We start from the raw sequence: 13,228 nt of genomic DNA, 5'->3' as shown, positions 1-13,228 counted from the left end.
CCTCAGCCGTCCTGCACCGCGCTGCCCCAGCGTGCGATGTCCGCGTCGGTCACCTCCACCGGACCGGTCGCCGGCTGGGTGATCCGGATGTGGTTGCCGAACGGGTCGCGCAGGGCGCAGTCGATCCCGTACGGCTGCTCGACCGGCTCTTCGGTGAACTCGACGCCCTTGGCGCGCAGGTCGGCGTAGGTACGGCGGCAGTCGTCGGTGGTGAGGACGCACGCGACCCCGAGCGCGCCCTTGGTCAGCAGGTCCCTGACCTGGGCCGCGACGTCCTCGCTCAGCGAAGGCGGGCCCGGCACCTCGAGGAGCAGGTGGCGCTCGGGATCGGCAGGCAGGGAGATGGTCAGCCAGCGCATGAAGCCCATGTCGACGTCGTTGCTGACGGCGAACCCGAGCTTGCCGACGTAGAAGTCGAGGGCTTCGTCCTGGTCGAGGACGGTCACGGCGGTGATGGAGATGTTCTTGAACATGTCGGCCACGCTACGGCGGCCGCGGTGCGGTGCGCTTCTCCGAAACTGCTCGGCTCCGAACTGCTCGGCTCCGCAACCGGTCAGCTCGCGGGCCGCAGCCAGCTCTTCGTGAAGCAGACGGGGGCCGCGACCGGTCGCGCCCGGCGCCGGTACTCGCTCGGCGAGACGCCGACGATGTCACGGAAGGTGCGGCTGAACGTCCCGAGGCTGTTCGACCCGACCATGAGCGCGACGTCGGTCACCGGGTTCGCGGTGTCGCGCAGGAGCGCCATCGCCCGCTCGATCCGGCGGCGCTGCAGGTAGCGGTGCGGTGTCTCCCCGAAGGCGGCCCTGAAGCTGCGGCTGAAGTGTGCCGGTGAGACATGCGCGATGCGGGCCAGCGTCGGCACGTCGAGGGGCCGGGCGTAGTCGCGGTCGATGGCGTCCCGGGCGCGCAGCAGCCGACGGTTGTCCCGCTCACGTGGGGACGTCGTCCGGCCCGTCGTCGGGCGGCTCGCCGTGCTGGAGGTCACGCGGTCAGCCTAGGGCGCGGACGGCGCGTCGCCGAGGAAGACCGCGTACCCGTCCAGCAGGCGGGCCAGGCCGAACTCGAAGAGCGAGTCGAGGGTGAGGTCGATGTCGGTCGACGTCGCCGCGGCGAGGTTCGGGTACCGGCGCGGGTCCGCGACGGCCTGAAGGCCGGGCAGGGTCCGGTCCATCCATTCCTCGTCGGTCAGCCCGTCGTCCCTCCGGGCCAGCTCCGCGGGCTCGATGCCCGCCCCGAGGCCGCGCACGAGCTGGAAGACCGACACCGTCAGGTGCATGCGGGTCTCGAGGTCGAGGGGTCGGCCCGGGGTCCCGCTGAAGGCGGCCAGCAGCGCCTCGGTGTGCACCAGCCCGTGCGGCAGCACCTGCGGGCGCGTCATCGACATGATGTGAGCGGCCCACGGGTGGCGCTGGAACGCGTCCCACATCGTGCGGGCGCACGCCTCGGCGCGGGCGCGCCAGCCGCCGGGCAGCGGGTCGGGGAGGGGGATGGTGGCGAGGACGGTGTCGAGCATGCGGGCGAGCAGCTCCTCGCGGCCCCGGACGTAGCTGTAGAGCGACATCGTGGGGATGCCGAGGTCGGTCGCTATGCGCCGCATCGACAGCCCGCCGAGGCCCTCGGCGTCGGCCACCGCCATGGCGGCGCGGACGACGTCGGCGGCGGTGGGCGCGCACGGGGTGCCCGTGGCCACCGCCCCCGCGGCGACGACCGTGCCGACCCCGCGGCGGACCTCGACGAGCCCGTCGCGGCGCAGCGCGTCGAGGACCCGGCTCGCGGTCGCCATGGCGACACCGTGCTCGGCGACGATGCGGCGCGTGGACGGGACGGGCGCGCCCGCGGCGAGCTCGCCCGACCGGATGCGGGCCCGGATCTCGTCGGCGATCCGCTCGTAGGTGGTGGTCATCCCGGCTCCTGTACTAGTGCACTCGGTGCGGTCGCGCGGTGCGTCCGGCACGCCGTCTTGGTGGCCTACCCGGTGCACTAGCTGCTGCACTACCCGATGTATTGCCCAGCATAGGGCGGCTCGTACGGTGTACGAAAGACCTAGCACACCACTCGAACCAGGGAGCAGCCATGACCCACGTCCTCGTCTCCGGCGCCAGCGTCGCCGGCCCCGCCCTCGCCTTCTGGCTCCGCCGGTACGGCTTCGACGTCACGGTGGTCGAGCGCGCGCCGTCGCCCCGCCCGGGCGGGCAGGGCATTGACGTGCGCGGCGCCGCCCGGACCGTCCTGGACCGGATGGGCATCACCGACCAGGTGCGCGCCGCCCACACCGGCGTCCGCGGCATCGCCTACCTCGACGCCGCCGGCCGGCGCACCGTCGACCTGCCCGCCGAGATGTTCGGCCACTCGGGCGGCGTTATCGCCGACATCGAGATCCTGCGCGGCGACCTCATGCGCATCATCATGGACGCCGCCGACGGTGTGGAGTACGTCTTCGACGACACGATCACCGCGCTCGAACAGCTGCCCGACGGCGTCGCGGTCACCTTCGAACGGTCCGCACCCCGGCGGTTCGACGCCGTGGTCGGGGCGGACGGCGTCTTCTCCACGACGCGACGCCTGGCGTTCGACGGGGCGTGGCAGGCGATCGACTCCGGGTACCACCGCGCGGTGTTCACCGCCGAGAGTGCCCAGGAGTCCGGCCGGGACTCCTGGGGCCTCGACGGCTGGGAGTTCCTGTACTCGATGCCGAAGGGCAACGGCGTCGGCGGGCGCAACGTGCTGCTCTACCCGGCGCACGGCGGCGCGCGCGGCATGGTCCACTTCGCGGGCGACCCGGCCGTCTACGACCGGCGCGACATCGCCGGGCAGAAGCAGATAGTGGCCGACGTCCTGGCCGGCGAGGGCTGGGAGGTGCCGCGCCTCCTGGACGCGATGTGGCGCGCCGACGACTTCTACTTCGACCGGCACGTCAAGATCGAGATGCCGTCGTGGCACCGCGGCCGGGTGGCGCTCCTGGGCGATGCCTGCACCGCGGGCTCGGTCGGCATGGGCACCTCGCTTGCGCTGGTCGGGGCGTACGTGCTGGCGGGCGAGCTCGCCCGGGCCGACGGCGACTCCGCGGCCGCCTTCGCCGCGTACGAGGCGAAGGTGCGCCCCTACGCCGCCCTCAACATGAAGCAGATCCCGGGCGGGGTCAAGGGGTTCCTGCCGTCGTCGGCGTTCGCCATCCGGGCCCGCACGGCGGTGATGGGCGCGCTGCTCAGGACCCCGCTCGCCGGCCTGATGATGGGCGGCCTCGACAAGGCAGTGGACTCGATCGACCTCCCGGACTACGCGCCCCGCGCGCTGCGATAAGCGTTGCTGAGCAAGATTCAGCAGGCTGCCGGCGACCGTTGTCGCGTCGATCGCGGTCGTATTGAGCCTGCTGAATCCAGCTCAGCCTTGACGAGTGGAGTTATCAAGTGATTTAGTCACTTCCCATGACTCAAGGTAGAGCCTCGTTCTCGGAGCGGCTCGCGGACGACATAGTCCAGCTGATCCGCTCCGAGAGCCTCGGACCGGGCGACGCGCTCGAGTCCTCCCGCGACCTGGCCAAGCGCTTCGCCGTCACCACGCCGACCGTCCGGGAGGCACTGCGGCGGCTCGAGGCAACCGGTGTGATCGAGCTGCGGCACGGCTCCGGCACGTACATCGGTCCCGGCCTGGAGCGTTCGGTGCTGGCCAACCCCCACCGGCCGCACATCACGCGCTCCTCGGTGATCGAGCTCGTCGAGGCGCGCCTCGTGATCGAGCCCGGGATCGCGGCGCTCGCCGCGAGCGCCCGCGACGCAGCCGGCCTGCAGCGCCTGGAGGCCGCGACGGCGACGGCGCTGCAGCCGCCGGTGCACGGGTTCCGCCCGGCGCTCAACTTCCACGTCGAGTTGGCGGCGGCGTCGGGCAACGGCCTGCTGCGCGAGACGGTCGAGGCGCTGCTGCACGTGCGGGCCACGGAGCAGACGGAGATCCGGTTCCGGTACGACGACCGCAAGCGGGACCACGCCGAGCACCTGGAGATCCTCGGTGCGGTGCGGGACGGCGACGGCGCGGCCGCCGAGCGGCTGACCCGGGCGCACCTGACGACCATCCGGGAGTCCCTGGAGGCGGCGGACTTCGACGACGCCGCGGGCGCCGACGACGAGGCGGCCGACGCCGCGGGCGCCGTCGGGCAGGAGGCACCGTGACCGCGCCGGACCGGCTCGCGGAGATGACCACCGTGGAGGCGGCCGATGCCGTCGCGCGGGGCACTGTCGTGCTGATCCCGGCCGGTGCGCTCGAGCAGCACGGCCCGGGCATGGCGCTCGGGACCGACCTGGTGCGTGCCGAGGGGGTGGTGGCGCAGGTCGCCTCGAACCTGGCCGGCCGGGTAGTGGTCGGGCCGTCGATCCCGGTGGGGGTGTCGCCGCACCACATGGCGTTCCCCGGCACGGTGACCCTGACGACGGGCACGTTCGCCGCCGTCGTGCGCGAGTACGTGACGAGCCTGCACACCCACGGCTGGACACGGTTCCTGGTCGTCACCGGGCACGGCGGCAACAACGCGACGCTGACCACCGTGGCGCAGGACCTGCTCGTCTCCCATCCCGGCGTCCAGCTCGCCTGGTCGCCGCTGACCTCGCTGGCCGGCGACGCTGTCGCCGCCATGGGGCCGAGCGCGGTACACGGGCACTCCGGCGAGGCCGAGACCGCGCAGATGCTGCACATCGCACCGCACCTGGTGCACACCGACCGCCTCGAGCCGGGCACCACCACCCCGGACCAGCTCGACGGCGTCTCCCGGACGGCGCGCCACCACGCGCAGCCCGCGCTCACGCTCCCGTACGACCGGCTCAGCCCCAACGGCGTGCTCGGCGACCCCCGCCGGGCGACCCCCGAGGACGGGGCCGCGATCGTGAAGGCCGTCGTCGGCCGCATCACGACCTTCCTCGAGGAGTGGCTGGCCGCGTAGCCGCCCCTTTCCACCATCGCTCCGACCCCCGACGCACCTGGCCCGCCAGGTGTCCATTCAGCCATGCCCGCTCACGCGCGGGCCGGCCCGCCGAAAGGACTCGCATGTCAACGACGACAGCATCACCTCCTCACCGCACATCGACCCGGGACGCCCGACGACGGCCCGGCCGCCGCGCGGCGCTCCTCACCGCGCTGGCGCTCGCGGTCTCCGGCCTGGCCGGACCGATCGGCGCCGCGTCGGCGTCCGCCGTACCCGCGCTGCCCGACGCTGCGGCGTCGCCGTCGGGCAGCGCGATCCAGGCCGCCGCCCACGGTTTCGCCCGGTCCGAGGGCTGCGGGACCGACCCGGGCCAGGCGCCCGGCAGCAGCGTCCTGCGCACCCTGACCAGCGACGGGCGCGAGCGGACCGTCCAGCTGCACCTGCCCGACGGGTACCGCAGCGACCGGGCCTGGCCCGTCGTGCTCGTGTTCCACGGCCGCGGCAACACGGGTGCGGGCACCGAGGCGTTCTCGGGGCTGGACGCCCTGCCCGCGATCGTGGCCTACGGCAACGGCGTGATCGGCACCGGCGATGGCGACCGGCAGGCCTGGGAGGGCGCGCCCTACTCCGCACCCGGGGTCGACGACGTCGCGTACACGAACGACCTGCTGGACACCCTCGAGTCGGACCTGTGCGTGGACACCTTGCGCGTGTACGCGACCGGCAAGTCCAACGGCGCGGGCTTCACCGGGATCCTGGCGTGCGAGCTCTCGGACCGGATCGCCGCGATCGCGCCGGTCGCGGCCGCGCTCTACGGCACCGGGCACCCGGACTGCGCGCCGGAGCGCCCGGTGCCGGTGATCGACTTCCACGGCACCGAGGACGCCACCATCCCGTACGGCGGCGACGCCGAGCGGGGCCTCCCGGCGATCCAGGACTGGGTCGGCGGCTGGGTCGAGCGGAACGGGTGCGCCACCGGGCCCGACGTCGAGGAGACGGCCGCCGACGTCACTACCTTCCGCTGGACCGACTGCGCGGCCGGGGCCGAGGTCACGCACGTGGCGGTGCTCGGTGGCGGTCACACCTGGCCGGGGGAGGACAGCTATTCCGGCGGCGGGTACGCCACGCACAGCATCGAGGCCCACGAGGTGATGTGGGACTTCCTGCGCGACGAGCGGCTGCCGGCCCGGTTCCTCTGCGGGGACGCAGGGCACGCCGGGCACGCGGGGAACGGGGTGGCGTCATGACCACCACGTCCAAGGCGGCCACCCCCGGGACCGAGGCGGACCGTCTGCCCAAGGTCCTGCGCGCGCTGGCCGTCGTCGAGCGGCTCGGCAACGCCCTGCCGCACCCGTTCTGGCTGTTCTGGATCCTCGCGGCGATCCTCGGCGTGACCAGTGCCGCCCTGGCCGCCGCGGGCGTCTCCGTGGTCTCACCGGCCGACGGCGAGGAGGTGGTGGTCCAGAACCTGCTCAGCGGGGCAGGGCTCGCCATGGCCGTCTCCACGGCCGTCGACAACTTCGCCACGTTCGGTCCGATGGGCACCATCGTCGCCGTCATCATGGGTGTGGCGATCGCGGAGCGCACCGGCTTCCTGTCGGCGGCGATGAAGGTCTCCGTGTCGCGCGTGCCCGTCTCGTGGGTCGTGTTCGCCGTCGCGTTCGCGGGCACCGTCTCGCACGTCGCGAGCGCCGCCGCCTACATCATCCTGGTGCCGCTGGGTGGGCTCGCGTTCCGGGCGGTGGGCAAGTCGCCGATCCTCGGCGTCGTCGTCGCCTACACGTCGATCGCCTCCGGGTACGACGCGAGCCCGGTGCCGACGCCGAACGACGCGATCTTCGCGGGCATCACCACCGAGGCCGCGCGGATCATCGACCCGAACGCCTACGTGTCGCCGGTGAGCAACTGGTTCTTCAACATCGCCTCGTCGCTGCTGCTGGCGATAGTGATCACTCTGGTCACGAACCTGGTCCTGGCCAAGCGCCCCGACCTCGGGGCAGACCCGGACGCGGAGGTGGACGACGTCGAGGGCCTGGAGCTCTCGCCGCGGGACCGCTCGGCGCTGCGTGCGGCGCTGCTGTCCGGCCTGGTCGCCATCCTGGCGATCGTCGCGGTCGTGCTGCCGGCGTCGTCCCCGCTGCGCGGGGAGAACGGGAGCCTCACCGAGTCGCCGTTCCTGGACGGGATCGCGGCGATCGTGGCCGTGCTGTTCGCGCTGGTCGGCATCGTGTACGGGTGGCGGTCCGGGGCGATCACCAGGGCCGGCGACGTGCCGAGGCTCATGGCCGAGGGTGTGCGCCAGATGGCGCCGGTCCTGGTGCTGTTCTTCGCGATCGCCCAGTTCCTCGCATACTTCGACTGGACCCACATCGGCGACGTCATCGCCGTGAACTCGGCGGAGGCGCTGGAGACCAGCGGCGTGCCGATCTGGGTGGTGTTCCTGGCGATCCTCGCGCTGCTGTCCCTGGTCAACGTGCTCGTGACCAGCGGCTCGGCGATGTGGGCCATCGCGGCGCCGGTCGTCGTGCCGATGCTGATGCTGCTGGACGTGCCCGCGGAGACCACACAGGCGCTGTTCCGCATCGCCGACTCCGGGTCCACCGCCATCACGCCGATGAGCCCGTACTTCATCATGGCGCTCGGCTTCCTCCAGCGGTACCGCAAGGACGCCGGCATCGGCACCCTCGCGTCCTACACGCTGCCGCTCGCCGTCTGCATGACGATCGCCTGGACATGCCTGTTCTTCGCCTGGTGGGCGCTCGGGATCCCGCTCGGCCCGGGCGCGCCGGTGCGCTAGCCCGGCGCCGTGGCCCCGCCGCCGAGCGCGACGGTGGGGCCACGGCGATGATTTGCGGTGATGAACGCCATCCTGCTGCTGCCTGCGGGCATCGTGCTGCTCAACGTCTTCGCGCTGGTGCTGGTGCTCCTGCGCGCGCCTTTGTTCCGGCTGCCGGTGTACTGGCCGATGGTGCTCAACATCGGGCTGTCCATCGCGCCCGCCGTGGTGCTTGGGATCGGGCTGGTCCTGGTCATGGTGATCGTCGCCCTCTTCCCGAACCAGCTGCTCCTGCTCGTGGTGATCGCGCTGGTGGTCGTCGTCTGGCTCCTGCTGCTGCCGAATGCGGCCTACCTGGTGACCGAGCTGAACTTCTCCCACCGGCGACCCACGGGCGACCCGGCACCCCTCTGGTACGACATCGTGATGGTGCTTGCCCTCGCGCTGTCCGGGGTGCTGAACATGCTGATGAACGTGCTGCTGGTGCAGTTCGCGTACGTGCTGCTGGTGCGGCCCAACGACGACGACCCGTACCGGCAGCCCGACTCCTGGCTGCTGGTGGCGCTCACCCTCGTGCTGGTGAGCGTCGGCATCTACCTGGGCCGCTACATCCGGTTCAACACCTGGGACCTGCTGCACCCGTCGTCGTTCGCGCGCAAGCTCGTCGAGCACTTCCGGGTGCCCGCCCACCTGCGGACGCTGGCGGGCTTCGTCGTCGTGCACGCCGTGTTCTTCGCGGTGCTGTACCTGCTCGTGGTCGCGCCAGTCCTGCTGATGGTGGCCGCCGTGAGCCGGTGACCCGGTGTGGACTGCTTCGGTACCACGGTCAGTCGACATCTGATAAACATCAGATTAGTCTGGGTGCATGAAGAAGACGGCGACACTCACGGAGTTCCTTCGGACTCCGAAGGACGTCATTGCGATGGTCGAGAACGGGACCGTACGCATCACTCGCCGCGATGCGGCGGACCTGGTGATGATGCGAGCAGGCGACCTCGAGTTCCTCGAGGAGGGCATCGGGCTGGCGAGCCGCATCATGCGGTCGGCGCTCGCTGCGAAGGGGTCGATGGCGGACGGTCTGAAGGACACGTTTGCATGGGTTGCGCTGTTCTCCGCCGGCGAGCGGGCGCAGTTCGCGGCCGAGATGGACCGCCTCGTGTGGAGCGCTGCTGAACTCGGCGCCTACCAGGCACTCCTGGACGAGTTCCGTCGGTGGGAGGGCACTGCGGAGGCTTACGCGGAGGGGATGCCGCGTGGCACCGGGGACGATCTGACCTGGCTTGATGAGTCGGTGAACGTGGAGCGGCCCTGACAATGGCAAGGAGCAGGGGGAACCTGGAAAGGCCGCTCAAAAGGGCGGAGTTTGCGATCCGATTCGTTACACGGGACGCCGAAAAGGGGTGGCAAGATCTCCTGGCGACAGCGCGGAACGCCGCAGTCGATGCGTGGGACTTTCTCACCAAGACACCGACCGAACAAGGGGCGGTGTGCTATCACCTCGCTGGCGACCTGAGTGTCGTGCGGATCGACGGTCGGGACCATGACCGGTGGCAGTACAAGCCGACCAGCGGCGGACGGATTTGGTATGTCGTAGTTCCGTCGGTCAAGGGGTCCAAGGAGCCTGGGCTTGTGCTGCTGGAGCGGGTCGTAACCGGGCATCCGAACGAGACGATCAAGAACCACCGCTGATACCAGCCGACGGGCGGGTGATGACGAGAAGCTCCCGGTCCGCTGCGGCGGACCGGGAGCTTCCTCGCGCATGAGGCCGCTGCCGCTCAGTCCGGGAGGCCGGCGACCGCGAAGTAGGTGGTGCAGGCACCGCCCTCCGACTCGTAGCCGGTGGACAGCTCCAGGACCTCGTCGCTCTCGGGCAGGGGCAGCAGGGTCGGGCTGTAGTTGGGGCAGTAGTTGTTCCACGGATCGAGGATCCGGACCGGCGCCTCGGCCGTCGCCCACGCCGACTCCGGTACCCCGTCGTTGGTCATGATCGTCGAGCCGCTGCCGGGCAGCACGCTGCCGTCGGCCCCGTAGAGCATCTGCCCGACGCCGAGCAGCCGCCCGTCCGCCGTGCCGTCGTCGTACCAGCTGATGTTCGGGGTGTGCCGGAAGTGGGTGCCGTCGGCGGTGCCCACGGGGTTCCCGATGTTGCCGACCGCCTCCCAGCTGACGCCGTCGGCCGACCGGCGCGTGTAGTGCCGGCAGTCCTGGATCGGGCCGCAGACCTCGTAGCTCATCAGGTACGTGCGGTCCGGCAGCCGGCGGACCACCGGCATCCCGGGGCGCAGGGCCGGGTCCGCCATGGCTATCACGTTCTCCAGCGGGGACCAGGTCAGCCCGTCGGACGACGTCGTCTGCACGATCGTCTGGCTGTGGGCCGGCTGCTGGTTCTCGTCGGAGACGTAGAGCACCAGGCGGCCGTCGGGGGAGACGGCGAACTCGGGCTCCCAGAGACCCTTGGTGCCCACGGCGGTGGCCGCCGTGGACACGTACTCCCAGGTGCGGCCCTGGTCCCTGCTGGCCCACACCGGCAGCGTCATCCGGCGCGTCGCCTCGCCCTGCTGCTGGCCCACCGACGCCGACCAGAGCAGCGTGCCGGCCCCCAGGCCGCCGACCCGGCGCGGCAGCTCGTACAGCGTGGAGCAGCACAGGCCCGTGGCCGCGCCCGGGTCGGAGACCGTGCCGACCCGGTCGAAGCTGCGGCCGTCGTCGGTGCTGGCGAAGATCGCGCCGTGCCCGACGTCGCCGGCGAAGGTGACGACACTCGCGATGATGGTGCCGTTCGCCGCCCCGGAGCGCGCCAGCCGGATGGCGCGCGGGTAGAGGGCGGTCCCGTCCATCAGCCGGGTCCCGTTCTCCGCTCCGCCCGGTGGCAGCTCGGCCCCGCCGAGCGGCGCCTCGGCCATCGCGGGGCCGGTGGCCGTCGCGGGGCCGGTGGCTGTCGCGGGGCCGGTGGCCGTCGCGGGCGCGACGGCGGTGGACAGCGTGAGGGCGGCGAGCGCGAGCACCGTGAACAAGCGTCGTATGACGAACATGTGGATCACCTCTCGGATCGACTCTGATCTCGGACAGCGGTGGGTCGGTCCGCGTGACGGGCGACCGCCGCCACCGTAGTGATCGATCGCGGGTGAGTCAACGTTGCATCAACGGAGGGTCGATGGCGGCCGCCGGCCGGGCCACGACGCCCGCGGCCTAGGATCCGTGGAGTGAACGCGACGCGCCGGAGGAACCACCAGATCGCCGTGCTCGTGCTCGAGGGCGCCAAGCCGCTCGACGTCGGCATCCCGGCGCAGGTGTTCTCCAACCGGCCGAGCATGCCCTACGAGGTGCGGGTCTGTGGCGCCGCGCCCGGGCTGGTGACCGGCGGCGACGGCCTCTCGTACCACGTGGCCGAGGGCCTGGACGCGCTCGAACGCGCCGACACCGTCTTCGTCCCCGGTTATCGGACGCCGGCGGCCGCCGACCCGCCGGCCGTCGTCGTCGACGCGCTCAAGACCGCGCACGCGCGGGGAGCGCGGCTCGCGGCCATCTCGACCGGGGCGTTCGCGCTCGCGGCGACTGGCCTGCTCGACGGCAAGCGCGCGACCACCCACTGGCACTACACGAAGGCGCTCCGGGAGCAGCATCCGCTCGTGCAGGTGGACGAGAACGTGCTGTTCGTGGACGAGGGCGGCGTGCTCACCTCGGCGGGAGCGGCGTCCGGCATCGACCTGTGCCTGCACCTGGTGCGGCGCGACCACGGCGTCGGCCTGTCCAACCACGTGGCCCGGCGGCTGGTCGCCGCGCCGTACCGCAGCGGGGGACAGGCGCAGTACGTTCCCCGCAGCGTGCCCGAACCGCTCGGCGACCTGTTCGCGAGCACCCGCGAGTGGGCCCTGGAGCATCTCGCCGAACGGCTGACCCTCGAAGCGCTCGCGCGCAACGCGCGGGTCTCTGCGCGGACCTTCTCGCGGCACTTCGTCGAGGACACCGGCTACACGCCGATGCAGTGGGTGCTCCGAGCGCGCGTGGACCTGGCGCGTGAGCTGCTGGAACGCAGCGACCTGAGCGTGGAGCAGATAGCGCACCGGGTGGGACTCGGCACCGCCGCCAACCTGCGCCTGCACTTCCACCGGATCCTCGGGACGTCGCCTATGGAGTACCGGCACACGTTCTCGGCCTGAGCCTGAGGTGGAGCGCAAGGCGCGGGGCCGTGGTCCGAACCGCAGCTTGCGTGTATTGGTGGCCGGCCCCCGGTTGTCGAACCGCAACTTACGTGTCCATACCGGCCTCGAGCCGAAGGATGCGGGTCCATCTGGGCTCGGCAGACGTGCAGCCTTCGGTTCGAGGCCGGGATGGACACGTAAGTTGCGGCTCGGCGCTGGCTGCACCGGGATGGTTTCAGAGGGGTGGCGAGATCCTTGCGGGTGGTGGCGAAACCTCTGGCAGGATCCTTGCGCACCATGGCTTTCGAGCCGCTGTCGGCCCGCTGCTCGGTCGCCGAGCATGGGAGCGACGAAAGGAAACCTCGATGACTCGCATCGCCATCAACGGCTTCGGCCGCATCGGCCGTAACTCCCTCCGCGCCCTGCTCGAGCGGGACAGCGACCTCGAAGTGGTCGCGGTCAACGACCTCACCGCCCCGGACGCGCTCGCCCACCTGCTCAAGTACGACAGCGCGCTCGGCCGCCTCGGCCGCTCCGTCGAGGTCGACGGGGACGAGCTCGTCGTCGACGGCCGCCGGATCAAGGTGCTCGCCGAGCGCGAGCCCGGCAAGCTGCCGTGGGCGGAGCTCGGCGTCGACATCGCGCTGGAGTCCACGGGCCGCTTCACCTCGGCCGACGCCGCCCGCGCGCACGTCGACGCCGGTGCCGGGCGGGTGCTGGTCAGCGCACCGTCGGCCGGCGCCGACGTCACGCTCGCCTACGGCGTGAACACCGACGCCTACGACCCGGCCGAGCACGTGATCGTGTCGAACGCCTCGTGCACCACGAACGCGCTGGCTCCGCTGGCGTCCGTCCTGGACGACCTGGCCGGCATCGAGCACGGCTTCATGACCACGGTGCACGCGTACACCCAGGAGCAGAACCTGCAGGACGGTCCGCATCGCGACTGGCGCCGGGCCCGGGCCGCCGCCGTCAACATCGCGCCCACCACCACGGGCGCGGCCAAGGCGATCGGCCTGGTGCTGCCGAACCTCAACGGCAAGCTGTCGGGCGACTCGATCCGCGTGCCGGTCCCGGTGGGCTCGCTCGTCGAGCTGAACACCGCGGTCTCGCGCGAGGTCACCCGCGACGACGTCCTCGCGGCCTACCGCGCCGCGGCCGACGGCCCGCTCCGCGGCATCCTCGACTACTCCGACGAGCCGCTGGTCTCCAGCGACATCACCGGCCAGCCGGCGTCGGCCATCTTCGATGCCGCCCTGGTCCGCGTCGACGGCAAGCATGTCAAGGTCGTCGCCTGGTACGACAACGAGTGGGGCTTCTCCAACCGCGTCATCGACACGCTGGAGCTGCTTGCGAGGGCGTGATGCCTGCAGCACCGGGCCGTTTCGCCGTGGCCGT

General features: G+C 71.7%; 13 protein-coding genes. 9 read left to right on the top strand and 4 right to left on the bottom strand.

Annotated elements, in window-relative coordinates; translation table 11 throughout:
• Nucleotides 1–2 precede the first annotated feature (2 nt).
• From C8K30_RS19665 to C8K30_RS19655, 3 genes are all read right to left on the bottom strand, one after another.
• Nucleotides 3–473, bottom strand: coding sequence for a VOC family protein (locus C8K30_RS19665; RefSeq protein WP_108494697.1), 471 nt, complete (start codon nucleotides 471–473; stop codon nucleotides 3–5).
• An 80-nt stretch (nucleotides 474–553) separates the two neighbouring features.
• Nucleotides 554–985 carry a helix-turn-helix domain-containing protein gene (locus C8K30_RS19660; RefSeq protein ID WP_108494593.1) on the bottom strand — a complete coding sequence of 144 codons (432 nt, stop codon included), beginning with the start codon at nucleotides 983–985 and terminating at the stop codon, nucleotides 554–556.
• A 9-nt stretch (nucleotides 986–994) separates the two neighbouring features.
• Entirely contained in the window at nucleotides 995–1,903 is a 909-nt protein-coding gene (locus C8K30_RS19655) for a GntR family transcriptional regulator (protein ID WP_108494592.1), read from the bottom strand.
• Between the two features lie 170 nt (nucleotides 1,904–2,073).
• On the opposite strand from C8K30_RS19655, the gene C8K30_RS19650 reads away from it, so the two are divergent.
• The 7 genes from C8K30_RS19650 (at nucleotide 2,074) to C8K30_RS19620 (ending at nucleotide 9,000) form a co-directional block, all read left to right on the top strand.
• Complete coding sequence (locus C8K30_RS19650; RefSeq protein ID WP_108494591.1) at nucleotides 2,074–3,300, top strand: FAD-dependent monooxygenase; 1,227 nt, start codon at nucleotides 2,074–2,076, stop codon at nucleotides 3,298–3,300.
• A 125-nt stretch (nucleotides 3,301–3,425) separates the two neighbouring features.
• Complete coding sequence (locus C8K30_RS19645) at nucleotides 3,426–4,166, top strand: FadR/GntR family transcriptional regulator (protein ID WP_108494590.1); 741 nt, start codon at nucleotides 3,426–3,428, stop codon at nucleotides 4,164–4,166.
• On the top strand, nucleotides 4,163–4,930 hold the full coding sequence (locus tag C8K30_RS19640; protein ID WP_199230582.1) for a creatininase family protein: 768 nt from the start codon (nucleotides 4,163–4,165) through the stop codon (nucleotides 4,928–4,930). Before C8K30_RS19645 ends, C8K30_RS19640 begins: the two co-directional genes overlap by 4 nt.
• 104 nt (nucleotides 4,931–5,034) lie before the next feature.
• Complete coding sequence (locus C8K30_RS19635; RefSeq protein ID WP_233257289.1) at nucleotides 5,035–6,159, top strand: poly(3-hydroxybutyrate) depolymerase; 1,125 nt, start codon at nucleotides 5,035–5,037, stop codon at nucleotides 6,157–6,159.
• The gene (locus C8K30_RS19630; protein ID WP_108494589.1) at nucleotides 6,156–7,709 is read left to right on the top strand and encodes an AbgT family transporter; all 1,554 of its coding nucleotides are present in this window, start codon (nucleotides 6,156–6,158) and stop codon (nucleotides 7,707–7,709) included. The genes C8K30_RS19635 and C8K30_RS19630 overlap by 4 nt, the downstream gene beginning before the upstream one ends.
• Before the next feature lie 60 nt (nucleotides 7,710–7,769).
• Nucleotides 7,770–8,486 (top strand): DUF1361 domain-containing protein, encoded by a 717-nt coding sequence (locus tag C8K30_RS19625; RefSeq protein WP_108494588.1) that lies wholly within the window; start codon nucleotides 7,770–7,772, stop codon nucleotides 8,484–8,486.
• A 67-nt stretch (nucleotides 8,487–8,553) separates the two neighbouring features.
• Entirely contained in the window at nucleotides 8,554–9,000 is a 447-nt protein-coding gene (locus C8K30_RS19620) for a type II toxin-antitoxin system Phd/YefM family antitoxin (protein WP_108494587.1), read from the top strand.
• A 463-nt stretch (nucleotides 9,001–9,463) separates the two neighbouring features.
• Here the strand turns inward: C8K30_RS19620 and C8K30_RS19610 are convergent, their stop codons facing one another.
• Entirely contained in the window at nucleotides 9,464–10,720 is a 1,257-nt protein-coding gene (locus C8K30_RS19610) for a sialidase family protein (RefSeq protein WP_108494585.1), read from the bottom strand.
• A gap of 171 nt (nucleotides 10,721–10,891) precedes the next feature.
• On the opposite strand from C8K30_RS19610, the gene C8K30_RS19605 reads away from it, so the two are divergent.
• Entirely contained in the window at nucleotides 10,892–11,848 is a 957-nt protein-coding gene (locus C8K30_RS19605) for a GlxA family transcriptional regulator (RefSeq protein ID WP_108494584.1), read from the top strand.
• Nucleotides 11,849–12,195: 347 nt separating this feature from the next.
• A complete protein-coding gene (gene gap, locus C8K30_RS19600; RefSeq protein ID WP_108494583.1) occupies nucleotides 12,196–13,194 on the top strand; it encodes a type I glyceraldehyde-3-phosphate dehydrogenase in 999 nt (332 codons plus the stop codon).
• Nucleotides 13,195–13,228: the final 34 nt, after the last annotated feature.

The sequence above is a fragment of the Promicromonospora sp. AC04 genome, from assembly GCF_003058225.1.
Lineage (GTDB): Bacteria > Actinomycetota > Actinomycetes > Actinomycetales > Cellulomonadaceae > Promicromonospora.
The sequence above is the reverse complement of the archived record's forward strand: the minus strand, read 5'-3'. Positions and strand labels throughout refer to the sequence as shown.

Bases quoted from the DNA above. Each gene is read 5' to 3' on its own strand.
- C8K30_RS19665 (WP_108494697.1), bottom strand. From the start codon at position 473: ATGTTCAAGAACATCTCCATCACCGCCGTGACCGTCCTCGACCAGGAC.
- C8K30_RS19655 (WP_108494592.1), bottom strand. From the start codon at position 1,903: ATGACCACCACCTACGAGCGGATCGCCGACGAGATCCGGGCCCGCATC.
- C8K30_RS19650 (WP_108494591.1), top strand. From the start codon at position 2,074: ATGACCCACGTCCTCGTCTCCGGCGCCAGCGTCGCCGGCCCCGCCCTC.
- C8K30_RS19645 (WP_108494590.1), top strand. From the start codon at position 3,426: ATGACTCAAGGTAGAGCCTCGTTCTCGGAGCGGCTCGCGGACGACATA.
- C8K30_RS19635 (WP_233257289.1), top strand. From the start codon at position 5,035: ATGTCAACGACGACAGCATCACCTCCTCACCGCACATCGACCCGGGAC.
- C8K30_RS19630 (WP_108494589.1), top strand. From the start codon at position 6,156: ATGACCACCACGTCCAAGGCGGCCACCCCCGGGACCGAGGCGGACCGT.
- C8K30_RS19625 (WP_108494588.1), top strand. From the start codon at position 7,770: ATGAACGCCATCCTGCTGCTGCCTGCGGGCATCGTGCTGCTCAACGTC.
- C8K30_RS19620 (WP_108494587.1), top strand. From the start codon at position 8,554: ATGAAGAAGACGGCGACACTCACGGAGTTCCTTCGGACTCCGAAGGAC.
- C8K30_RS19610 (WP_108494585.1), bottom strand. From the start codon at position 10,720: ATGTTCGTCATACGACGCTTGTTCACGGTGCTCGCGCTCGCCGCCCTC.
- gap (WP_108494583.1), top strand. From the start codon at position 12,196: ATGACTCGCATCGCCATCAACGGCTTCGGCCGCATCGGCCGTAACTCC.